The sequence below is a fragment of the Actinacidiphila yanglinensis genome, from assembly GCF_900107965.1.
Classification (GTDB): Bacteria; Actinomycetota; Actinomycetes; order Streptomycetales; family Streptomycetaceae; genus Actinacidiphila; species Actinacidiphila yanglinensis.
The window spans coordinates 64,002-86,139 of the sequence record NZ_FNVU01000012.1; the positions used below are offsets into that span (position 1 = coordinate 64,002).

Sequence of the window (22,138 nt, forward strand, 5' to 3'; positions counted from 1 at the left end):
CAGTTCGTGGCCGTGGTGCGGTGGCGGTTGCGGTGGCGGCGGTTGGGGCCGCGGCGGGCCGCCGTTCGGTTCTTCCTCGACTCTCACGCGGCTTAGGTTAGCCTTACCTAAATCAGTTGGGGAAGGCAGGTGGCACCGGACCGGCGAGGGTGGCGGGCCGGACGGCGTGCGGGCCGAAGCGACGGCGGGCCCGGTCGGCGGCCTGCTCGGCGGCGCGGGCCTGGTGGTCGACGGGGTCGAGGGAGAGCTGGTGGTGGGCGTCGGCGGCGGGACGGAGCCGGTCGGCGCGCAGGGTGTAGCCGCGGACGCGGGCGCGCTGGAGGGCGAGGGAGTGGAGCAGGCCGAGGGCGGCGCCGGCGAGGTCCGGGGTGTGGGCGGTGGATTCGGGCAGGGTGCGGGTCCGGGTGGTGGTGGAGCGGTCGGCGTAGCGGAGGGTGAGGGTGAGGCGGCCGGTGGCCTGGTCGGTGTCGCGCAGGCTGGTGCCCAGCTGTTCGGCGAGGCGGAGGACGGCGCGGTGGTGGTCGACGGGGTCGAGGGTGTCGTGGTCGGCGGTGTGATGGGCGGTCAGGTGCAGGGCGGTGGGCTGGGGCGTGACCGGGCGGGGGTCGTGGCCGTGGGCGCGCTCGGCGAGCAGGCGGGCGGGGGCGGCGCCGAGGATGCGCTGGAGGGTGGCGGTGGGCAGGCCGGCGACATCGCCGACGGTGGTGAGGCCGTAGTGGTGGAGAGTGTCGGCGGTGCTGCGGCCGATGCCGGGCAGGGCGGTGACGGGGCGGGGGTGCAGCCAGTTGCTGATGGCCCGGGGGTCGTGGGGGATGTGGGTGGTGTGCCCGGGCGGGGTGGCGGCGGCGGCCATGGCGGCGAGCATGCGGTTGGGGGCGAGACCGGCGCTGGTGCGGATGCCGAACCGGGCGGCCAGGCGCATGTTGGCCATCCGGACGATGTGGTCGGGGGCGAGGTCGAAGTAGCGCAGCGCTCCGCTGATGTCGAGCTGGACGGCGTCGGGCGGGAACGGCTGGAGGCGGGGGGTGATGTCGGCCAGGGCCTCCAGGATCTCGGCGTACTGGTCGTCGCTGAGGGTGGCGTGCAGGTGCAGGTGGGCGATGAAGGTGGGCCGCGGTGCCGGTGTCGCCGCGACTGCCGGGGCCGTTGGAGCCGTCGGGAGTGGCGGTGCCGCCGGGGGCGTCCGTGTCATCGGTGTCGTCGGGGTCATCCGGCGCTCCCGGGGCTGCGGTGGCCGAGCCGGCGCAGGTCGGCGGAGCGGGTGCCGGCCGGCTGCAGGTCGGCGTAGGGGTGCAGGCGCGCTCCGGCGGTCCCGTTCGTCAGGGTCCGGCCGCCGGCCGGCTCGCCCGTCCCCGCGGGTTCGCCGGGCGGGGTCGGCGCGGAGTGCGGGCCGGCGCCGAGGAGGTCGAGGGCGGCCTGCGGACCGTGGTCGCGGCGGGTGGCGGCGAGCCGGTCCAGGTCCCAGGCCATGGTGCCCACGATGGTGCGGCGCCCGCCGCGGACCTGGACTGTGCCGCGGACCAGCAGCAGCCCGGAGTGGAAGACGGTGTGTGCGCAGGCCTCGTGGGAGTCCTCGAAGAACGCCAGGTCCACCAGGCCGGAGCCGTCCTCGAGGGTGACGAAGATGACGCGCTTGCCCGAGGCAATGGGCGGCGTCTGCGTGGATGCCTTCACCCCGGCGACCAGCACCTGACGGCCGGGCTGCACCCGGGCCAGGTGCGCGGCGTCGACGGCGCCGATCTCGCGCAGCAGCCGGTGGTGGTGCTCCATCAGGTGCTGGGAGACGTCGATGCCCAGGACGTGGAGTTCCGCGCCGAGCGCCTCACGCCCGGTCATCTCCCGCAGCCCGCTGGGCTCGGCGCCGCCGATCGGGTCCGCGGTGAGCGGGACCTGGCCGGCGCCGGCGGTGCGGTTGCGGGTCTGCCGGTGCAGTTCGGCGATCTGCAGCAGCAGGTCCCGGCGGGTCGACCGTTCATCGTGCAGCTCGTCCAACGCGCCGATACCGGCGAGGTGTTCGGCCAGCGGCCGGGACGGCCGGGCGCGCTGCCAGAAGTCGGACAGCGAGGAGTACGGCTGCCCCGCGGCGATCCGCTCGGACTCCGCCTCGGTGATGCCGCGCACCGCGGCCAGCGCGAGCCGCACCCCGAACCGGCCGGGCCTGCCGGACCCGCCCGGCGCACCGGGTGCACCCGGCGCACCGGGTTCGACGGGGTCGACGGGTTCGACGGGTTCGACGGGTTCGACGGTGTGCCGCACCCGGGAGCGGTTGACGTCGACGGGCAGGACGGGCACGTCGTGCCGGCGGGCGTCGGCGACGATGACGCGCTTGGGCCACATGCCCGGGTCGTGTTCGAGCAGGCCCGCGTAGAGCGCGGCCGGGTGGTGGGCCTTCAGCCACGCCGACTGCAGGGCGGGCACCGCGAAGGCGACCGCGTGCGCGCGGCAGAACCCGTAGGCGCCGAACGCCTCCACGGTCTCCCAGACCTTGTCGCGGACGCCCTGGTCGTAACCGCGGGCGGCGGCCTGCTGGTGGAACCACGCCTTGATGCCGGGCAGCCGCTCCCGGTCGCCCAGGGCGCGGCGGGCCGTCTCGGCCAGGGCGTAGTCGCAACCGGTCAGCACCGAGAGCGTCATGATGATCTGCTCGTGCCAGATCGTCACCCCGTAGGTGTCGGCCAGGACCGGACCGAGGTCGCGGTGGGCGTACGCGGGGTCGGCGCCGTGCCGGGCGGCGATGTACCGCTCGGGCATGCCGCCGGCCACCGGGCCGGGACGGAAGAGCGAGATGTCGGCGATGACGTCCTGCGGGTCGCGGGGCTGCAGGCGGGACAGCAGGTCCTGCTGCCCGGGTGACTCCAGCTGGAACATGCCGACGGTGTCGGACGCCTGGATCATCCGGAACGCGAAGAAGTCGTCCAGCGGGACCTGCGTGCCGTCGTCGAGGTCGATCCGCTCGCCGGTGGCGCGGGCCACCTCCTCGACGGCGTGCGCCATCGCGGACTGCATCCGCACGCCCAGCACGTCCAGCTTGATCAGCCCCAGCGCCTCCACCTCCTCCTTGGCGGCCTGCACCATCGGGTACCGGTCGGCCGGGGTGGGCTGCACCGGCAGCCGGTCCAGCAGGGTGGCGTCGCTGATGATGACCCCGCACGGGTGCATCGCCATCCCCCGCACCAGCGCGTCCAGCCCTCCGGCCAGCTCGAACAGCGGCCCGAACCGGCCGGTCGCCGCCTCGGCCGCCAGCGGCCGCAGCTCCGGCAGTTCGGCCAGCGCGCCGCCGATGTCGCCGGCCCGCAGGTGCGGGAACGACTTGGCGATCCGGTCCACCTCGGCGGGCTCGATGCCCAGCGCGAGCCCGGTGTCCCGCAGGGCGTGCCGGGCCCGGTAGGTCTCGGGCATCGCGGTCACCGCGACCCGCTCGGTCCCGAACCGCTCGATGATCGCGTCGTATGCCTCCAGCCGCCGCGCGCTCTCCACGTCGATGTCGATGTCCGGCAGCCCGGCCCGCCGCACCGACAGGAACCGCTCGAACAGCAGCCGGTGCTCGAGCGGGTTCGCGGTGGCGATCCGCAGCGCGTGGCAGACCATCGAACCGGCGCCCGAACCGCGGGCCGCGACCCGGATGCCCAGCGCGCGGATGTCGGCGACGGCCTGGCCGACCGCGAGGAAGTACGCGTCGTAGCCCAGCTTGCCGATCACCCCGAGTTCCTGCTCCAACCGGTCCCGCGCCGGCCGGTCACGGCCCAGGCCGCGGTCGGCGAGCCCGGCCTCGCACCGCTCCCGCAGCGTCCGCGCGGCGCCCCGTGGCCCCGCCGCGGCGCCCACGACCCGCGCCTCGGGGAAGTGCGGCACGCCCAGGCCGAGGTCCGCCGCCGGGTCGATCCGGCAGGACCGCGCGGTCGCGTCCGTGTCGGCCAGCAGCCGCCGCGCCCGCCGCTCGTCGGCGCCCGCGCCCTCCGCGATCCGCTGCGCGGCGTCGGACATCGCGGCCGGGTCCTTCAGCCACCGCCGGCCCGGATCCAGCCGGCGCCGGTCGATCGGGCGCAACAGCCGTGCGGCGTCCAGGACATCGGCGAGCCGGTGCTGCCCGGGATCGGCGTAGCGGACGGCGTTGGTCAGGACGGCGGGGGTCCCGGTGCGGTCGGCGAGCGCCAGGGTACGGGCGGCCAGCCGCAGCGACCCCGGCCCGGTGCCGTCCTGGCCGTGCCAGACCGTCTCCATGCGCACCCCTCCGGTCCCGAACACCTCCCGCCACGGCTCCAGCAGCCGGACCGCGGCGTCCTCCCGGCCCGCCGACAGGGCGCGCACCGGCTCCGAGAGCGGGCCCAGCAGCACGACCAGGCCCGGCCCGCCGTACGCGCGCAGCGCCTCCCACGGCACCACCGGGCTCGCGCCCCGCGCCACGCCGGCGTGCCCGGCCGACACCAGCCGGCACAGCCGCGCCCACCCGATCCGGTCCTGCGCGAGCAGCACCACCCGCAGCGGCGGCTCCACCACGTGCGCGCCGCCGCGCACCGGTGTCCGCGGGCGCCGGCCCGGGGCCGGCGGCACGAGTGGCTCGACGGCCACGTCGACCCCGAACACCGGGCGCACCCCGGCCGCCGCGCAGGCCTGGGCGAACCGCACGGCACCGGTCACGGTGTCCCGGTCGGTGAGCGCGAGGGTGTCCATGCCGCGCTCGGCCGCCCGTGCCACCAGATCCTCCGGATGCGAGGCGCCGTACCGGGGCGAGTAACCGGACGCGACGTGCAGATGGGCGAAGCCCACCACCGCGCACCTCCCTCACTCCACCCCTCCACGTCCCCACGACCGCGCTCGTCTCGTACATTCGTTCGATAACCATAACGCGGTTTTCCCAGGTCAGCGACTCGACAGGCCGGCGGGCCACGACTCGGCCCGGACACAGGGGAGTTGGGGTCCGGACCCGTTCCGTGCGGGAAAGACGCCCGGGGCCCGGACGCCGTACGGCGTCCGGGCCCCGGGTCGGAGGGGTGCCGGCGGGGGAGCGGTGCGCCGCCCCCGCCGGTGGGTCACGGCCTCATGCGAGCCCGTAGGCGCGCAGCACCGTCTGGGTGACGGTGTTGCCCGCGTCGTCCTCGGCGGTGGCGCGCAGCGAGACGTACCGGGCCTGCTTCGGCGCCTTCACCGTGGACGTCCAGCTGCCGCCCGCCCGCCGCCGCAGGGTCAGCGGCGCCCAGTGCGAGCCGTCGTCGAAGGACACCTGGAGGGTGGCCGCGGTGAGCGTGCCGGCCCCGGTGACGCCCGGCAGGTGGGAGGCGGTCAGGGACAGCGGCGCGGTGCGGTGCGCCCTGCCGGACAGGTCGGTGGCGACGCCGTAGTCGAGCTGGATCAGCGGCAGGAGCGCGTAGCCGTTGCCGGAGGTGAAGTCCCACTCGGTCCGGGTGGACGGCGAGAAGGGCAGCACGCCGCTCTGGTCGGTCTCGGCGACCAGCCGGTAGGGCAGCGGGTCGCTGCTGGGCGCGTCCACGGCGAGCTGCTGGTAGATCGTGGAGCCGAGTTCGGTGTCGCCCTGGTAGAGGGTAACCGTCTCGTGCAGGTTGTCGCCCTCGCCCCACAGGTTGGAGTCGAAGCCGTCGTGGCCGCTGCCGGAGTCGCCCCAGCCGGGGACGTTCAGGACGAGGAAGTCGCCCTGCCGGTCGGGCAGCGACTGGCTGTCGTTCATCCGCGGGTGGTAGACGGGCAGGAACCAGTCGCTCGGCGTGGTGGAGCCCTTCACCGGGTGGGTGATCAGGGAGCGCTCCTGGACCACCGGGTCGTCGGACTCCTCGTACCAGCCGAACTTCGTGCCGCCGGGAGTGACCCAGTCGGTACGGGTGGCGCCGAGGGTCTGGACGGTCTGGTAGCCGACGCCGTACCGGTCGAAGTCCTGCATGTCATAGCGCCCGTTGTCCCCCGCGTCGGCGGCCTTGCCGGCGAAGCGGGAGTCGATCCGGGCCAGGTCGGCGGCCTTCGGGGCGTAGGTCAGGTCGCGGTCGGGGATGGCGCCGTCGTGCCGCTCGACGAGGTCGTAGACGTACGGCGAGGTGGGCGTCGAGGTCAGGTCGAGCACCAGGCCGCCGCGGGTGGCCGCCGAGATCAGCGCGGCGCCCGCGCCGGCCTGCAGGCCGGCCACCTCGATGGGGCTCGGCGTCGTGTAGTCGTCGTCGCCGTACCAGCCGGACAGGCGGCCGGCGGTGTCGTTGACGACCAGCAGCAGGCGGGCCCCGGCGGCGACCGCGGCCGCGGCCTGCGCGGTGTCCGCCGCAGGCTGGTCTGCCGGGTCGGCCTGCCGGTCGTAGCCGACCACCACCGCCTTGCCCTCGACGTTCAGCCCGGCGTACTCGGCGGCGGTGCCGTGGCCGGCGTACACGACCGGGAGCTTGCTGCGGCCGGCCGGCAGGGGGGTGGAGCCGGCCTGGACGGCCAGGTCCGGTTCCGGGAGGCCGGGACGGGAGGCAGTGGCGGTCAGCGGCGGGGCGCTCTTGCGCCAGCGGGTGTCGAACGCGAAGCTGCCGCTGGTCACCTCGGCGGTGGACTGCGCCCACACGCTGGTGTAGGCGGACGGCAGCAGGTAGTTCTCGTTGAAGGAGCTGCCGCCGGCCACCCGGTTCCACTCGACGCGGGTCATCCGGTCGTCGGTCCTGCGCGGGGTGACGGAGGAGACCCGGTGCGCCCGGCGGGCGTCGAGGGCGGCCGTGCGGTCGCGGTCCAGTTGCACCTGGGGCGCCGACAGCACGCCGAGCCCGAGGTCGTCGGGGCCGGCCGCGCCCGGCAGGTCGGCGTACATGAGTACCGAGTACTCGCCCTTGGGCAGGCGCAGGGTCAGCTTGCCGTCGGCGGGCACCTCCACCTGGGAGGGGTCGGCGTCGCCGGTGCGGTAGATCACCGCGGTGCCCGCGATCGGGGCGCCGCCGCGGTCGGCGGTGGTCAGGGTGAGGTTGTAGCGCTCGTCCTCCCGGTCCACCCCGATCAGGGTGTGCGCGACGACGGTGCCGTCCGCGGTGGCCGCCTCCACCTGCCCGTCGGTGGCGCCGTACGGGGCCCTGGCCGGATCGGCGGTGACGGTCACCGACGCGCTGCCGCCGGCCGGCACGGTGACGGTCGGCGCGGACAGCGTGAACGCCCCCGACGTGTCGCTGCCGTCGGCGCCGCTCGCGGTGGCCCTCAGGTGCAGCGTGACGTCGGAGCCGCCGGTGTTGGTGTAGGTGACGGCCCTCGCTGTCGGCTGGTCGGCGGTGTGCGGCCACGGGTAGAAGCCGGCCCAGGCGGTCGCCGAGGCGTGCACGGTGCCCAGCACCGCGGCCTTGGCGTCCAGGCGGCCGCTGCCGCCCTCGGTGACGGGTATGCCGGGGGTCGCGTGCGCGGTGCTGACCAGCGTGTCCTTGATCTGCTGCCCGGTCCAGTCCGGGTGCTTCTCGGCGACGAGCGCGGCGGCGCCGGCGACGTGCGGGGTGGCCATGGAGGTGCCGCTCATCGTGACGTACGGCCCCGAGCCCTCGGTGGAGTACTGCGAGCGGGCGGCGAGGATGTCCACGCCGGGCGCGGTGATCTCGGGCTTGAGGCCGCCGTCGAGGTAGCGCGGGCCCTGACTGGAGAAGTCGGCGAGCTGGTCGGCGGAGTCGACGGCGCCGACGGTCAGCGCCGCGGTGGCCGCGCCGGGGGAGCCGATGCCGCCGGCACCGGAGTTGCCGGCGGCGATGACGAACAGGGCGCCGGTGGAGGCGCTGAGATCGTCGACGGCCTGGCTCATCGGGTCGGTGCCGTCGCTCGGTTCGGTCGAGCCGAGGCTCATGCTGACCACCCGGGCGTGCTGGGTCTGCGCCGCCCACTGCATGCCGGCGATGATCCAGGACTCGTCGCCGTAGCCGTCGTCGCCGAGCACCTTGCCGACCAGCAGGTGCGAGCCGGGGGCGACACCCTTCTCCTTGCCGTCGGAGGCGGCGCCGGTGCCGGCGATGGTGGAGGCGGTGTGGGTGCCGTGGCCGTTGCGGTCGGTGGTGTCCTCGCCGGGCACGAAGCTCTGCGCGGAGTCCACCTGCCCGACCAGGTCGGGGTGCGCGGCGTCGATGCCGCTGTCGAGGATCGCGACGTCCACGCCTTTGCCGTCGGTGCCGGACTGCCACACGTCGGGCGCGCCGATCTGCGCGGTGCTGTCGGCGAGGGTCGACCTGACCTTGCCGTCGAGCCAGATGTGGCTGATCCCGGCGCCGAAGACGGCCGTCCCGTCGTTCACGCTCCTCGCCCGCGCCGGGTCGTCGCCCGCGGCCTGCTGCCGCGCGGCGCGCGCCGTGGCCCGCCCCAGCGCGGCGGGCGGCGTCACGTCCTGCCAGAAGGCGGCCGCCTTGGCGCGTTCCTCGGTGACCGCTTGGCCCTGGAGGGACGGCAGGTCGCGCCGGTCGGTCAGGCCGTCGGGGGTGGCGGTTGCGGTGCGCGCCTTCGTGCCGGCGTACTGCACGATCAGCGGCAGCGCGCCGGTGCGGGCGTCGTCGTAGCCGTCGGCGATCAGGTCCGTGACGTCGAACAGCCGCCGGTCGAGCACGCCCGCGGCGACGTAGGGCAGCACCTCGGCCGGGTAGACGTACAGGTCCTTGCCGACGGTCCGGGTCTGCACGCCGCCGGTGAGGTTCGCCGGGCGGGCGACGGTGGCGGTCGCGTGCCCGCCGGCCAGGGTGGTGACGGTGACGCGGTCGCCGGTGACGAGGGTGACGGTGCTCGTGGTGGCCCCGGAGGACCCTGCGGCGGAGGCGGTGGTGGACGCCGGTGCGGGAGCGGCCGCCGGCGTCGCGGTGGCGGCCTGCGCGAGGGACGGGGTGGCCGCTGTCGCCGCGAGTACGGTGCCGACGGCGGTCAGGGCCCGCCGTCGCCGGGTGGGGGATCTCAAGTCGTGCCCTCCGTATGGTGCGTGGGATACGGAACGCAGCACATTCTTTGGGGGCGGGCGGCGCCGTTGAATGCTTTCGGATGACGGTTCGCCGCCATGACGGAAACCTGCCGAAGCTGACGGAACGTCATATCCGGGGCCGAGGGGGCTGGATGGGGGCGCGCGAGGTCCGACGAGGTGCGGGGGAGGGCGAGTTGGTCAGGCGGCGCGGCGCGTGGGTGTCCCGCTCAGCGGGTGGGCCGATCGGCGGGAAGCCATCCCCTGGCCACGGCCTCGGCGCCGAGCTGGAAGCGCGAACCGACCGACGCGAGGCCCATCAGGGCGCGGATCTTCCGCTCGACGGTGCGCAGCGACAGGTCCAGCTGGGCGGCGATGGTCCGGTCGGCGACGTCGAGGGCGAGCAGCGCGAGGATCTGCCGGTCCTGCTCGCTGGGCTCGGGGCCGTCCTGACCCCCGGACGAGCGCGCCGGCAGGCCCTGCCCGCCGGGCTGCGCTTCCTTGGTGCCGGCCAGCGGCAACGGCCGGGCCCGCTCCCAGTACTGCTCGAAGAGCAGCACCAAGGCGTGCACGAGGCCGGTGCCGTGCACGACGAGGGTGTCGGCGTGCCCGGGCTCCTCGGCGACCGACAGCGGGACCATCGCGTTGGCGCGGTCGGAGACGATCAGGCGCATCGGGATCTCCTCGGCCACCCGCATCTTCATGCCGAGCCCGGTGACCTCCCGCACGTCGTCCCACATGCCGGGCACCTCCAGGTGCCCGCGGGTCAGCACGGCACGGAAGTCCACGCCGCGCAGCAGCGCCTCGTACTCCATCGCGTGCACGCTGTCACGCTCCACCGCGATCACCGACTCGGCGAGGAAGGTCAGCACCTCCCATCGGGCCCCGCCCAGCAGTTGCCCGAGCCGGTGGCGGATCGCGACCGGTCCGGAGACCACCTCCACCACCCCGCCCGCCGCGCGCGAGGCGGCGCTGCGGAACTGTTCGGCGAGCGCGGTGACCGCGGCTCCTGCCTGGTCGAGCGAGGTGCGCCGCTGCACCAGCAGCGGGGTGAGCGCCACCGACGGGGAGCTGGCCCGGTAGGTGCGCGCGGCCGCGCCCCGCGGATCGCCGTCGCCGAACGGCGGCGGCTGCTCGCCGACCACGAGGCCGTGGGCGGCCATCTCCTCCAGCCGGGCCACCGCCTGGTCGACGGTGATCCCGGCCTGCGCGGCCATGTCCGCGGCGGAACTGCCCGGCCGCGCGATCAGCAGGACGTACAGCCGCTCCTGTTCGGGCGGGATGCCGAGCGGCGCCAGAATCAGAAGCTCCCGAGCGTGGTCGAACCGGTGTGTGCGGGAATCCTCACGGCGCCCACCACCGCTGTCAAGGCGCGATGGGGGCGGGGGCAGTAGGTCGCCGGATCGGGGGTAGGTCCCCCGCATGGGGCCCTCCGGCATCACCCTGGGCGTCGAGGAGGAGTACCTGCTGCTCGACGCGGGGACCGGTCTGCCCTCGTCGCGGGCCTCCCGGGTGCAGGCCGCCGCCGATCTGGAGCCGGTCCTGGACACGGACGAGGTCGACAACGAGCTGCTCCAGGCGCAGGTCGAGGTGGCCACCCCGATCTGCTCGGAACTGGCGGACGTGGGCGGGCAGTTGGCGCGCTTCCGGCAGGCGGTCGGCGGCGCCGCGCTGCGCGTGGGGTGCCGGCTGGCCGCGACCGGGGGCGCGCCGCTGTCGTCCGGCGACGCGATGCCGGTGACGGAGAAGCAGCGGTACCGCGACATGCGCACGAACGCGGCCCGCCTCGTCGACGAGCAGCTCATCAACGGCATGCACATCCATGTCGCGGTCCCCGACCAGGAGGCGGGCGCCGCCGCCCTCGGCCGGCTCCGTCCCTGGCTGCCGGTGCTGGTCGCCCTCGGCGCCAACTCCCCGTACTGGGATGGCCGCGACACCGGGTTCGCGAGCTGGCGGACGGTCGTCTTCGGGCGCTGGCCGGTCAGCGGTTCGCCGCCGTACACCGCGGACGCGGCGACATACGAGGAACGGGTCGGCGCGCTGGTGGAGAGCGGCGTGATCCGCGACCGGCGGCAGATCTACTGGCATGCCCGGCTGTCCGACCGCTACCCGACGCTGGAGGTGCGCGCGACCGACGTGCAGCTCGACGTCGACAGCGCGGTGACCCTGGCGGGCCTGGTGCGCGGGCTGGTCGCGACGGGACTGCGGGAGGCCGCGCGCGGGGCGCCGGTGCTGGACCCGCCGGGCAGCGTCCTGCAGGCGGCGGGCTGGCACGCGGCGCGGTACGGCCTGTCCGGCGACCTGGTCGACCCCACGCGCGGCAGGCCCGCGCCCGCGCGGGACGTGGTCGGCGCGCTGCTGGAGTACGCGACGCCCGCGCTCGACGAGCACGACGACGCGGAGCGGGTCGGCGAGGGACTGGAGCGGCTGCTGGACGGCGGCACCGGCGCGGTCCGGCAGCGCCTGGCGATGTCGGGTGGGGGCTTCCCCACGCTGCTGGACCTGATCGCGCCGGCCCCCGGCGCGTCCTGATCCGCGGGGGCGCCGGCCCCCGATCCGCCGGGGCGCCCGGAACCTGATCCGCGGGAGTGGCCCGGACCCGGCGCGGCACCCACCCGGACGGCCGTAGCAGAACGGCTGCGGCGGGCACCTGATCCGCACACTGGAACGGAAACCGAGCCTCCCCGCGTCGCCGGGAGAGCGCACATCGCCGCCGATCGGCACGCGCGGGAGACCCATCACGCAAGGCAACGGAAGGTGAGTGTCATGCCCCGAGGTTCGGACGCGAAGCGGGAGCGGCAGTACGAGCACATCAAGGACAGCGCGCGCCGGCGCGGCATGTCGCCCGGGCGCGCGGAGGAGATCGCCGCCCGCACCGTGAACAAGGAGCGGGCGCGGTCCGGTGAGAGCCGGACCGCCAGCCGCACCTCCACCCGGGACATGGCCTCGTCGAGGCGCGGCGGGCAGCGGTCGCACACCGGTGCCCAGGGCCCGACGAGGGACCAGCTCTACAACGAGGCACGGCAGCGGAACATCAAGGGCCGCTCGGACATGACCAAGGCCGAGCTCAGCAAGGCGCTCGGCCGCTGACGCCGGACGCCTCCCCGCCCGTTCCACCCCCGGCCCGCCCGCTCCGGCCCCGCCGCCGGGGCGGGTGCGACCGCGGGCGGACCGGGCTCCTCCCCCCGACCTGCGATGAGGCGTCGCCGGGACGTGCGGGACAATCAGGTGTGGATCTTCAGAACCTGCTCGACGGGCACGCCGCGCGCGGCCTCCTCGACGTCCCCGCGGCAGTCGCGGGCATATCCGTGGCGGGCACGCGCAGCACCGCCGTGCGCGGCGCGGACGCGCTCGCCCCGGACACCCCCTTCCGCATCGCCTCGCTGACGAAGGTGTTCACCTGCACCGCGCTGCTCCTGAGGCTGCGGGCGGACGGCATCCCGACGGACACCCCCGCCGTCGAGTTGCTGGCCGACCTCGCTCCCGAGTGGCGGGCGGACCGGACCCTGACCGTCGAGCAACTCCTCGGCCAGGTATCGGGGTTGCGCCCGAGCGTGAACGCGGCCACGGCGGCGGGGCTGGGAGAGGGGCCCGAGGCGCTCCACGAGGCGGCCCGGCTCGTGGTGCGCGGCGGGAACGAACGGGAACCCGGGGATCGCTGGGCCTACGACAACGGCAACTACTTCCTGGCCGGCGCGCTGCTCGCAGCGCTCGCCGGCGTCCCGTACGAGACGGCCCTGCAGCGCGAACTGCTCGCACCCTGGGGGCTGTCGGGCACCGGTTTCGACCTGCCGGACGGCGCGGTCGCCGGGCACATCGGTGCCGCTCCGCTGGCCCCGGCGAGCTACCCGCGCCCGCGCCGGCCCAGCGGTGGGCTGTGGTCGCGGGTGCCGGACCTGCTGGCCCTGGGCGAGGGCCTGCTCGCCGACCGGGCGCTGCTCGCGGAGATGCGCCGGTCGCGCACCCGGCCGGACGACCCGATGCGCTACGGCCTCGGCTGGGCGCTCGGCCCGTCGGGGCAGATGTACCTCAACGGCCGCCTGCCGGGCTACCGTTCGGCGCTGCTGCTGGTTCCCGACGCGGAGCTGGTGTGCGTCGCGCTCGCCGCCGAGCAGGACGCGCTCCCGGGCCTGGCCGCACTGCTCAGCGACGTGCAGCGGCCGTTCACCGGCGACGACCTCGCCGCCGCCGTCGACGCCTTCGCCGCGTGAGCCGTGCCGGTACGCGTCCCGGCGTGCCCGGACAGGGCGTTCACGGGCGAGGCGCCCCCTGCGCGGGACGGGACTCCTCGACGGACCCACCCCCTCTCTGATCGGCGTCCCCGAGGGCGAACGCGGCCGGACAGGTCGGGGTCCTCCCCGGTGCGCGCCGACCGGTGGGTGCCGGGATCTCCGGGGTCGTTCATGGCCGGAAGTACTCCGACATCAGGTCGCCGACCCATTCCGGCTGCTTGACGCCCGTGACCTGGAACTCGACCATCACCGGCTTGAGGTCGACGACCGGGGTGCCCGCCACCGCGTCGAGGCCCACCACGGTGAGTTCGCGCCCGCGGACCGACTCGATGGCGCAGCACGTCACCCCGATGCGGTTCGGCCGCCGCGGGCCGCGGTCGGCGAAGACACCGACGGGCGGCAGGTCGGAGCGGCCGCGGTAGGGGCGGGGTTCGCGGTAGTCGTCGCGTTCCGGGAGCCGGTCGAAGACGAAGAGCACCTCCACGTGGGAGAAGCCCTCCAGCCCCTGCAGGCAGGCGTCGCCGAAGCGTTCGTCGACGGTGATGGTGCTGCGGACGGCGCCCCAGTGGTCCGTGTGCTGGACGTCCGTACGGTCGTTGTGGACCGTGCCTATCGGTGTGACCTCGAAGGGTGACATGGCCGGGTGTGCTCCCGTCGGTCGGCGTGATGGCGTCGTGCCCGGAGGAGGATCATGGCAGGCCCGTCCGCCGGTACGGGACCTGTGGGCATGGCTCAGCGGACGGCCGGAGCGGCGGCGGGAGACGCCGGCGCCGAGGCCGTGTACGTACCGAACCGCGCCAACCGCCTGAGGCACCAACGGCGTTGGACGAGCGCGAGCCCGGTCACGGACGCGCCCAGCGCCAGCCAGCCGGCCGGCCCCGCGACCATCACGGCCCCGGTGAGCAGGAGCGGCCCGGTGGACTTCTGGATGGACTGCGCCATCCCGGCCACGCCGAGGTACGCCGCCCGCGCCGGGCGCGGCGCCATCGAGACGGCCAGCTCCCAGGAGCTGATGGAGCGGATCAGCTCGGCGAAGGTGACCGCCAGGGCCGCCGCGATCATCGCGGCCGACGCCGGCCAGGCACCGGCGCCGCCGGCCGCGGCCAGGATCGCGCAGGTGGCGAGCATGGTCAGCCCGTACAGGGCCACCGCGCCCGCGGCCCGCAGCGCACCCTCCGCCCTGGCGGACACCCGCACCTGGAGGAGCACCACCGTCACGGTGTTGATGCCGAGGAACGCCGGGATGAGGGCGTGCGGGGCGGCCGTGCGGTGCACCAGCCACAGCGGCAGGCCGACGTTGAGCACCGAGTCGTCGAGGTTCATGGCGATGTCCAGGAGGACGAACAGGAGGTAGCCCGGGTCGCGCCAGGGACCGCGCGGAGCGGGCGGGCGCGGACCGTGCGGCCCGCCCGCCGGCGCAGGGACGGTCGCCTCCGCGGGAACGGTCACCGCGGCGGCCGGCTGCGATCGGTGCTCGGCCCGCGGTTCGCGGGTGCGCCGGACGAGGACGGCCGCGGCGGCGAAGGACAGGGCGTCGCAGAGGATCAGCAGGTCGTAGCCGCCGTGCGGTCCCACCGCCAGGCCGACCGCCGCGATGCCGGCGCCGACGGCGTATCCCGCGTTCGTCGCGCTGCGCGACAGCGCCTGGTAGGCGGAGCGGCGTTCCCCCGCGACGCGCGTGGCGAACAGCATCTCCAGCATCTTCGCGCCGCGGTCGCCCACGGAGATCGCCGCCACCACGGGCAGCAGCGCCGCGAACCCGTGGCAGACCAGCAGCAGGCAGAGCATCACCAGGCGCAGCAGGTGGCAGCCGACCAGCAGCGGTCGCACCGGGTAACGGCCCGCGAGCCGCCCGGCGAGCGGAGAGGCCAGGATGCCCGCGACCCCCGCGGTGCCCAGCAGCAGCCCCAGCCGGCGGGCGTCGAGACCGGCGGAGAAGGTGAAGAACAGCACCGAGGACGCGCCCCACACCCCCGACCCGGTGCGGTCCACGAACAGCGAGGCCAGCATGGTGCGCGCGTCCCGCCCGCCCGGCGGATGCCGCAACTGCGCCCACAGGCCCTCCGGGCCCGGCCGCCCCTCCCCGTCCCGCCTGCCACGCCGCACCGGCGGCCCCCGTTCGCATCGACGTCACCACGGCGCGGCTGCCCGCGCCGGGAGGCAGCCTGCCCCGAGTATTATGTTGATGTCAAGATACTTGATATCGACATACCCGGGGTCGGAGGTCCGCCACCTGCGGTGCGCCGCCCGCCGTCCGCCCTCTGTCGCCCGCCGGTTGCTGGCTGCGACCGCCGCGCGGTTTCGCCCTCAGCCGAGAAGAACGCCACCGCTGCCGGACCGGCGGCATGATGCCCGTATGGAGCCGATCTTCGTTCTCGTGCACAGCCCGTCGGTGGGGCCCTCCACCTGGCAGCCGGTGGCCGATCTGCTGACCGCGTGGGGCCACCGGGTGCGGATGCCGTCCTTGCTGCAAGTGACCGCCGGCGCACCGCCGTTCTGGCCGCGGATCGCGGACGCGGTCCGCGACGACCTCACGGAGGTCCCGGCGGACCGCCCGCTGGTCCTGGTGGCGCACAGCAACGCGGGGCTGTTCGTGCCGACGATCCGCGCGGCCCTGGACCGTCCGGTGGCCGCGTCGGTCTTCGTCGACGCCGCGCTCCCGGCGCGCACCGGTGCGACCGCGCTGGCGCCGCCCGAACTCCTGGACTTCCTCCGCCCCAAGGCGGTGGACGGTGTGCTGCCCCGATGGACGGACTGGTGGGACGAGGACGACGTCGCGCCGATGTTCCCCGATCCGGCGGTGCGCGAGAAGGTGGTCGCCGAGCAGCCCGAACTGCCGCTGTCGTACTACGAGCAGGAGGTCCCGGTCCCCGCGGGATGGGACGATCACCCCTGCTCCTACCTGCTGTTCGGGCCGCCCTACGACGACTGCGCGGCGCTCGCCGGCGCGCGCGGCTGGCGGGTGGAGCACCTGCCCGGCGCGCACCTGCACCAGATCGTCGATCCGGCGGGGACCGCGCGGCGGGTCCTCGCGCTCGCCGGGTACGACGCCTGACGCTCCGTCAGCGGTCAGCGGTCAGCGGTCAGTCGTCAGTCGTCAGCCGTCGACCGCTGCCGGTTCTGCGGGGAAGCGGCCGCAGAGCCAGTTGCCGGGGTCAGCCGGGTCGTCGCTGATCCAGAACTGGCGCCACAGCAGGGCGAATTCCTCGCGGCTGAGGTGGCCGTCGCCGTTGAGGTCGAGCCGTTCGAAGACGCCCGCCATGTCGGCCGGCTGCCCGTTCCAGGTCTCCACCAGCCGGCCGTGCTCCTCCGGGGAGATCCGGCCGTCGCCGTTGGTGTCCACGGCGTCGAAGACGGTGTCGGCGGTCGCCACGACATCCGCGGTCATGGCGGGCAACCTGTCGACGAGCGCGAGCAGTTCGCCCATGTCGACCGCGCCGTCCCCGTTCGCGTCCCCCGTCTCCAGCAGCACCGCCCACCAGCCCATGAGCAGCGTCTCCACCCGGGCGCGCAGCTCCGTACCGGGTCCCACTCCGGGCAGCCGGCTCCAGCGCTCCACGAGCGCCCGGAAGTCGTCCTCGCGCAGGTAGCCGTCGCCGTCCGCGTCGAATGCCGCGAACATCCCCTTGAGCTTGCGCTCCTGAAACGCGCTGGCCATGAGCGGCCTCCCTCGACCCGAATCCGACCACACACCGCGGCGGCCGCCCCGCGGGGCGGCCGACTCCTTCTCACTGTAGGTCGCGCCGCGCCGCCGCCCCCACCAGCACATGTGCGCGAGGATTCACCCTTCGGGGTCAGAAGGTGACGACGGTGGCCTGTTCGAGGGTGAAGCGCAGGAACTCGTCGCGGGCGACGCTCAGTTCGAGCCCGCGCGCGGTGAGCTTGTCCTCGGTTCCCTCCGCCCGGGCGGCGTTGACGCAGGCGCCCACCCGGACGCCGCCCGCGATCAGCTCGTCGATCTGCCGGTTGAAGGTCGCGACCGCCGCCGAGCCGCCCGCGCCGCCGAGGCGGCGCTGGGCCGGCCCGAAGCAGAACACCTCGACGGAGACCCCTTGCTCCGGGGCGATCTCCTGGATGCGCTGTGCCACCCGCGTCCCGATGGCCAGCGAGTCATCGTCGTCGTGGAACACGTGAACGACCGTCTTGGGCATGGCGTACTTCCGCTCGCGTGCAGGGTCCGGGCGGGTCCGACCCTAGCCGCTCTTCTCACGGAACAAGACGCTGGTCTCATCATGCGGACGATGTTCGAGCGGGGAGGCCGTACCGTTCAGCGCGCGCGGCGGGGCACGTCCTCCACCCCGAGCCGGTACCGGTCGCCGCCGGCCACGACGTGCAGGTCCGGCCCGGGAGCGGGGTGACTCCCGGGCCGGGTGCGGGTGGGCGGGAGGCGTCCGCTCGCGGAGAGTGTCGCGTTCCCGTATCACTCCGGGTCGCGCCGGTCATCGGCGTTGCCGGCCCGGAGCAGCTGTCCCGAACGGCCGCCGACACCGTCCATGTCGTCGCGGAGTCCCTGGCGTGGCTGCACCCCGACACGCACGACTCGTCCGTCGTCTGCCTGCGGCTCGGTCCGACGGGTTTCCCGCTGACCGGGCCGGTGCACGCCCTGCTGTGGCTGTCCGACGACGACGCCGGCCGGCTCGTCGTCGCGGCGCCGGCCGCCGAGGTCGGTTTCGGCGTGTACGTCGGGGTGTCCGCCCCCACTCCTCGGCACTGGGACGCCGCCCGCACGATGGACGAGTCGGGGTACGTGCCGAAGGACGACCCGGCCGACCTGCCGGACGAGCGGGGGGAGGTGTCGCGGCTGCACTGGTGACGCCTCCCCGCATGCGGACCCGGCACCCAACGGGCCTGGCCGGACCGCTCGTTGGGTGCCGGGGCGTGCCGTACGGGATCCTGCCGAGCTCGCGGGCCCGCGGCCCTTCAGGGGGACGCCAGGACATGGCGGTCGCGGCTCGCGCCGAAGGCGGCGACGGTCTGCGCGACGAGTACGGCGAGCAGTACGACGACCGGCAGGGACCATCCCCCGCTCGCGGAGTGCAGCAGGCCGAGACCGAGCGGGCCGAGGCAGGCGATGAGGTAGCCGATCCCCTGGGCCATCGTCGAGAGCCGGCCGGTGTGGTGCGCGTCGGGCGAGCGGGCGACGATGTAGCCGAGGGCGAGACCGATGGCGAGGCCCTGGCCCAGTCCGAGGGCGGTCATCCAGAGGTAGGTGCCCGAGACGGGGGACGTGAGCAGGCCGGCGAAGCCGGTCGCGCACAGCAGGGCGGCCGCAAGGGGCGCGACGCATGCCGGGCGCAGACGCTGCTGCAGCCAGGGTGCCGCGAAGGACGCGGCCATGCCCGGGAAGCTGGAGAAGGAGAGCATCCATCCGGCCCGGCTGTCGCTCATGCCGTGGTCCTGCAGAAGCGTCGGCAGCCAGGAGAGGATCGCGTAGTAGCCGAGGGACTGCAGACCCATGTAGAGGGTCACCGCCCAGGCGGTCCGGTCGCGCCACATCGCCCCGAGTGCGGGGGCGGCGGTATCGGCTGCTCCTTGCTTCACCGGCGCCTGTCGCCGGCGGTTCGGGGAACGCCGGTCCGGCACGAGCAGTTCGGGAAGCCAGGCGAGGGCGGCGGCGAGGGACGGGATCGCACACAGCACGAGCACCTGTCGCCAGCCCCAGCCGGTGGCCGACTCCAGCGGGACGACCACGCCCGCGGCGAGCGCGGCTCCGCCGGACAGGGCCAGGGAGTAGCAGCCGAGCATCAGCCCGGCGCGGCCGGCGAAGTCGTGCTTGATGAGCTGCGGCATGAGGACGTTGCCGACCGCGATTGCCGCACCGGCGATCAGGGTGCCGCCGAACAGGGCGAGCACTCCCGGGACCGAGCGCAGCACGATGCCGCCGGTCAGCGCCAGCAGCGCGTACCACAGCAGGTGGTGGGGCCCGAAGCGGCGAGTGAGCCGGGGCGCGAGGAACGCGAACGCCCCGAAGCAGAGGACCGGCACCGTCGAGAGGGCTCCGCCGCCGAACGAGGAGAGGTGCTCGTCGTGCTCGACCTCCGTGAGGACGGGCGACAGGGACGCGACGGCGATCCGCAGGTTCAGCGCGGCCAGGCTGAACGCGAAAGCGGCTTGTACCGTGCGCGCCCCGGCCGGTCCGGGAAGGGGCGGCTGCCGGGACGCCGACGGGCGGGCCGCTGGGGTCTGATGGGTCACTGGGCTGTTCATGCCGTCCACTCTCCGGCGGAGCCGGGACGGCGGGCCACCGATAGGATGCCAATCCATGAGGGAAACCCGCCATCTTGATCTCGTGGAACGCGGCCGCATCGTCCTGGCGCACGGGCAGCGGCTGCCCACCCATGCCCACGACCGCGGTCACCTGGTCTATCCGGCCACCGGCGTGCTGTCCGTGACCACCGCCGCGGGCACCTGGATCGCTCCGCCGACCCGGGTGGCGTGGACTCCCGCGGCCTTCGAGCACCACCACACCGCGCACGGCAACGCGGACATGCGGGTTCTGTTCCTGGTCGACGCACTCGCGGCCCGGCTGCCCGCGCATCCCGCCGTGCTCACCGTCTCCGGGCTCGCCCGTGAAGCCCTGCTCGCCCTCACGGCCGAGGAGGCGGACACCGGCGGGCGGGCGCCGGAGGCGGTCGACCGGCTGCACGCGGTCGTCGTCGACGAGCTCACCGCGGCGCCCGAGCAGCCGCTGCATCTGCCCGAGCCGACCGACGACCGGCTCCGGGCGCTGACCGGCATCCTCTACGCGGACCCGGCCAACCAGCAGACCCTCGCCGAACTCGGCGCGCGCGTCGGGGCGAGCGAGCGTACGCTCAGCCGGCTCTTCGCGGCGGAACTCCGGATGAGCTTTCACCAGTGGCGCACCCAACTCCGCGTCCACCACGCGCTCACCCGGCTCGCCGCGGGAAAGTCCGTCACCGACACCGCGCTCGCCTGCGGCTGGGCCAATCCGACCAGCTTCATCGAGGCGTTCGCCGCACTCGTCGGCGAGACCCCCGGCCGCTACCGCCACCGTCAACGACCTTCCGAGGGCGGCTGAGCCGTGTGTGGGAAGTCGCGCGCGTGGCCCAGGGGCGGATGACGCCACTTCTCCCACATGTCCGCAGGGCGGAGGCTCGGCCCCGCACGCGAAACGGCCCCGGTGCATTCGACCAGGAACTGACAGGGTAGGTGCGTGTTCGCCGATCGAAGTTGCGGGCCTCGGCGCCGAGCGTGAACAACACAACCGCGGTCACGTCGGCGACTGTCATCGAAAAGTCGGTGTTCGCCTTCACGCGGCAGATTTTGGCAGCGCTGCTGCTGGCGCACTTGATGGGAGGAGTGACGCTGACGAAAGCCTTGGAGGTTGTCTCATGTGGGCACGTTCCCGAGCTCCTTGCGGCAGGTCGGGGCGGCGACCATGGCTGACCACGGCTCTGCCGGTCGTTGCGGTCCACGTACTGGTTCTTGAGGCCACGAGCAGCCCATGGCAGGCTCGTGCCGCATGATCGATGAATTCGCGAAGAACAGCCTGCATGGGAGACTGCGGCGGGATCGCAAGGCGCTGCTCTGGAAACTCGACGGCCTGTCCGAGTACGACGCCCGCCGACCTTTGACGGTGACCGGGACCAACCTCCTCGGCCTGGTCAAACACGTGGCCGGCGTCGAGGCCAGGTACTTTGGCGAGGTCTTCGGACGGCCGTCCCCGGAACCGCTGCCTCGCTGGCAGGACCACGACGGCAGCGATCTGTGGGCGGCTGAGGACGAGGCGCGCGATCAGATCATCGAGTCCTACCGGCGCACGTGGGAGCACTCGGACGCGACGATCGACGAGCTTGCCCTCGATGCCACCGGCCATGTGCCGTGGTGGCCGGAGTCCTATCCCAACACGAACCTGTTCGCCATCCTGGTCCACGTCCTCGGCGAGACCAACCGGCATGCCGGGCACGCCGACATCCTGCGCGAAGGCGTCGACGGCCGAACCGGGATGCGCCCCGAACACGAGATGCAGATCGATGAGGACGCCCGCACCGCATACTGCGCGAAGATCGAGCAGGCCGCCAGATCGGCCGCATCAGTCAAGGCATAGAAGGCTGTCCCACGTGACGTGATGTTCGAGCGGCATGATGCCGGACGTGAATGCTGATCTGTCGAAGCGTCTGGTTCCGGATGAACTCTGAGAGCGGGTCGCCCGTTTCTGCCGTCGTTCGCGGCTCGACCACAAGGTGGTGGGACCGCTCCGCGTGACGAGCGGGCCCTGTTCACCGCAGTGGCGTACGTGCTGACCAGCGGCTGTGCCTGGCGGCATCTGCCGCCGACGACCTGCGCTGGCGGTATCGCCTGGTTGAACGCGAAGAGGCGCACCGGTCCGGGACCAAGGGGCCGCGGCCCGGGGCCTGGTGAGTGTCGTGGATCAGATGCCGTAGAGCTTCTGCAGGGCGTTGGCGACCGCGCGCGGTTTGCGGGCGATATCGCTGACGTTGATCGCGTCCGCGCGGGTGGTGGGGACGGCCTGCTGCGGGAGAACTGCTGCTTGGGTGGGGGAGGGCGCGGGAGGTTCGGCGGTGGTGGTGGTGTGGTCGGCGGCGCGCCGGATGAGGTGCATGGGGGTACTCGCCTTGGTGGGTGTGGGGTTGCGTGCTGGCTGTCGAGGCGGGGCGCGCACCCGGTTCGTTGTTCAGGGCGTCAGGTTCGTGCGACGGCACGCTTGGCTGGTGCCGGAGCGGACGTCGCGCAGGTACTCCAACTCCACCCGGGTGGGGCGGGTTTCGGTCCAGTCGACTTGCGGAGGGGCAGCATTCGCACCCTGCACGATTCGCAGAAGGCCTGAGGCTGGACGTATGCGCAGATGACCCTTCCTCGCAGCGTGGCTGCCGTCGCAGACGAGACGGACCCGCTGCCGAAAATCGTTGTTCGCGGCCGGGTTCGACCTGCAAGGATGTCCAGGGGCGAGCGCGGGTTGGGCGCTCCCTCAGGTTTCGGGGTCAGGGCGGGGTGCGGTGTTCAGGGTTCGGTGGATGAGGGTGCTCATTGCAGCGTCCGCGGTGGT

Annotated in this window: 18 protein-coding genes and 1 pseudogene; 9 read left to right on the forward strand and 10 right to left on the reverse strand. The window is 74.1% G+C overall.

Translation table 11 applies throughout. The annotated features are described in order from the left end of the window. Nucleotides 1–112: 112 nt before the first annotated feature. The 4 genes from C4U44_RS25530 to C4U44_RS25545 form a co-directional block, all read right to left on the reverse strand. Nucleotides 113–1,210, reverse strand: coding sequence for a DNA polymerase Y family protein (locus C4U44_RS25530; RefSeq protein WP_235032343.1), 1,098 nt, complete (start codon nt 1,208–1,210; stop codon nt 113–115). Beyond that, entirely contained in the window at nt 1,207–4,770 is a 3,564-nt protein-coding gene (locus C4U44_RS25535; RefSeq protein WP_103888355.1) for a DNA polymerase III subunit alpha, read from the reverse strand. The genes C4U44_RS25530 and C4U44_RS25535 overlap by 4 nt, the downstream gene beginning before the upstream one ends. A 268-nt stretch (nt 4,771–5,038) precedes the next feature. Further along, a complete protein-coding gene (locus C4U44_RS25540) occupies nt 5,039–8,881 on the reverse strand; it encodes a S8 family serine peptidase (RefSeq protein WP_235032344.1) in 3,843 nt (1,280 codons plus the stop codon). 227 nt (nt 8,882–9,108) lie between these two features. After that, nucleotides 9,109–10,302: a helix-turn-helix domain-containing protein gene (locus tag C4U44_RS25545; protein WP_103888356.1), complete on the reverse strand. Its 1,194-nt coding sequence runs from the start codon at nt 10,300–10,302 to the stop codon at nt 9,109–9,111. Here C4U44_RS25545 and C4U44_RS25550 point away from each other — a divergent pair. The 3 genes from C4U44_RS25550 (at nt 10,301) to C4U44_RS25560 (ending at nt 13,089) form a co-directional block, all read left to right on the forward strand. Then, on the forward strand, nt 10,301–11,410 hold the full coding sequence (locus C4U44_RS25550) for a carboxylate-amine ligase (protein WP_103888357.1): 1,110 nt from the start codon (nt 10,301–10,303) through the stop codon (nt 11,408–11,410). The genes C4U44_RS25545 and C4U44_RS25550 overlap by 2 nt on opposite strands. A 234-nt stretch (nt 11,411–11,644) precedes the next feature. After that, a complete protein-coding gene (locus tag C4U44_RS25555; protein WP_103888358.1) occupies nt 11,645–11,968 on the forward strand; it encodes a plasmid stabilization protein in 324 nt (107 codons plus the stop codon). 140 nt (nt 11,969–12,108) lie between these two features. Continuing rightward, nucleotides 12,109–13,089 (forward strand): serine hydrolase domain-containing protein, encoded by a 981-nt coding sequence (locus C4U44_RS25560; protein ID WP_160145094.1) that lies wholly within the window; start codon nt 12,109–12,111, stop codon nt 13,087–13,089. A 190-nt stretch (nt 13,090–13,279) separates the two neighbouring features. Here C4U44_RS25560 and C4U44_RS25565 read toward each other — a convergent pair whose 3' ends face one another. Together C4U44_RS25565 and C4U44_RS25570 are read right to left on the reverse strand one after the other, a co-directional pair. After that, complete coding sequence (locus C4U44_RS25565; RefSeq protein ID WP_103888360.1) at nt 13,280–13,747, reverse strand: SAM-dependent methyltransferase; 468 nt, start codon at nt 13,745–13,747, stop codon at nt 13,280–13,282. A gap of 95 nt (nt 13,748–13,842) precedes the next feature. Continuing rightward, entirely contained in the window at nt 13,843–15,216 is a 1,374-nt protein-coding gene (locus tag C4U44_RS25570) for an MFS transporter (protein ID WP_235032345.1), read from the reverse strand. Nucleotides 15,217–15,466: 250 nt separating this feature from the next. Here C4U44_RS25570 and C4U44_RS25575 point away from each other — a divergent pair, with 250 nt between their 5' ends. Then, a complete protein-coding gene (locus C4U44_RS25575) occupies nt 15,467–16,165 on the forward strand; it encodes an alpha/beta fold hydrolase (protein WP_103888362.1) in 699 nt (232 codons plus the stop codon). 42 nt (nt 16,166–16,207) lie between these two features. On the opposite strand, the gene C4U44_RS25580 is transcribed toward C4U44_RS25575, so the two are convergent. After that, nucleotides 16,208–16,768 (reverse strand): EF-hand domain-containing protein, encoded by a 561-nt coding sequence (locus C4U44_RS25580; RefSeq protein WP_103888363.1) that lies wholly within the window; start codon nt 16,766–16,768, stop codon nt 16,208–16,210. A gap of 136 nt (nt 16,769–16,904) precedes the next feature. Then, entirely contained in the window at nt 16,905–17,261 is a 357-nt protein-coding gene (locus tag C4U44_RS25585; protein WP_103888364.1) for a hypothetical protein, read from the reverse strand. Nucleotides 17,262–17,464: 203 nt separating this feature from the next. On the opposite strand from C4U44_RS25585, the gene C4U44_RS25590 reads away from it, so the two are divergent. Beyond that, the gene (locus tag C4U44_RS25590) at nt 17,465–17,923 is read left to right on the forward strand and encodes a hypothetical protein (protein ID WP_103888365.1); all 459 of its coding nucleotides are present in this window, start codon (nt 17,465–17,467) and stop codon (nt 17,921–17,923) included. A gap of 107 nt (nt 17,924–18,030) precedes the next feature. Here C4U44_RS25590 and C4U44_RS25595 read toward each other — a convergent pair whose 3' ends face one another. Continuing rightward, nucleotides 18,031–19,317: a CynX/NimT family MFS transporter gene (locus C4U44_RS25595; protein WP_103888366.1), complete on the reverse strand. Its 1,287-nt coding sequence runs from the start codon at nt 19,315–19,317 to the stop codon at nt 18,031–18,033. Nucleotides 19,318–19,372: 55 nt separating this feature from the next. Between C4U44_RS25595 and C4U44_RS25600 the strand changes: the two genes are divergently transcribed. From C4U44_RS25600 to C4U44_RS43660, 4 genes and pseudogenes are all read left to right on the forward strand, one after another. Then, nucleotides 19,373–20,149 (forward strand): AraC family transcriptional regulator, encoded by a 777-nt coding sequence (locus tag C4U44_RS25600; RefSeq protein ID WP_103888367.1) that lies wholly within the window; start codon nt 19,373–19,375, stop codon nt 20,147–20,149. Nucleotides 20,150–20,322: 173 nt separating this feature from the next. Further along, the gene (locus C4U44_RS41185; RefSeq protein WP_146088337.1) at nt 20,323–20,517 is read left to right on the forward strand and encodes a hypothetical protein; all 195 of its coding nucleotides are present in this window, start codon (nt 20,323–20,325) and stop codon (nt 20,515–20,517) included. A 76-nt stretch (nt 20,518–20,593) separates the two neighbouring features. After that, nucleotides 20,594–21,178, forward strand: coding sequence for a DinB family protein (locus C4U44_RS25605; RefSeq protein WP_103888368.1), 585 nt, complete (start codon nt 20,594–20,596; stop codon nt 21,176–21,178). Between the two features lie 108 nt (nt 21,179–21,286). Then, nucleotides 21,287–21,406: pseudogene (locus C4U44_RS43660) on the forward strand (IS5/IS1182 family transposase); the annotation flags it as partial. 96 nt (nt 21,407–21,502) lie between these two features. Here C4U44_RS43660 and C4U44_RS41195 read toward each other — a convergent pair. Beyond that, a complete protein-coding gene (locus tag C4U44_RS41195; protein WP_146088338.1) occupies nt 21,503–21,694 on the reverse strand; it encodes a hypothetical protein in 192 nt (63 codons plus the stop codon). Nucleotides 21,695–22,138: the final 444 nt, after the last annotated feature.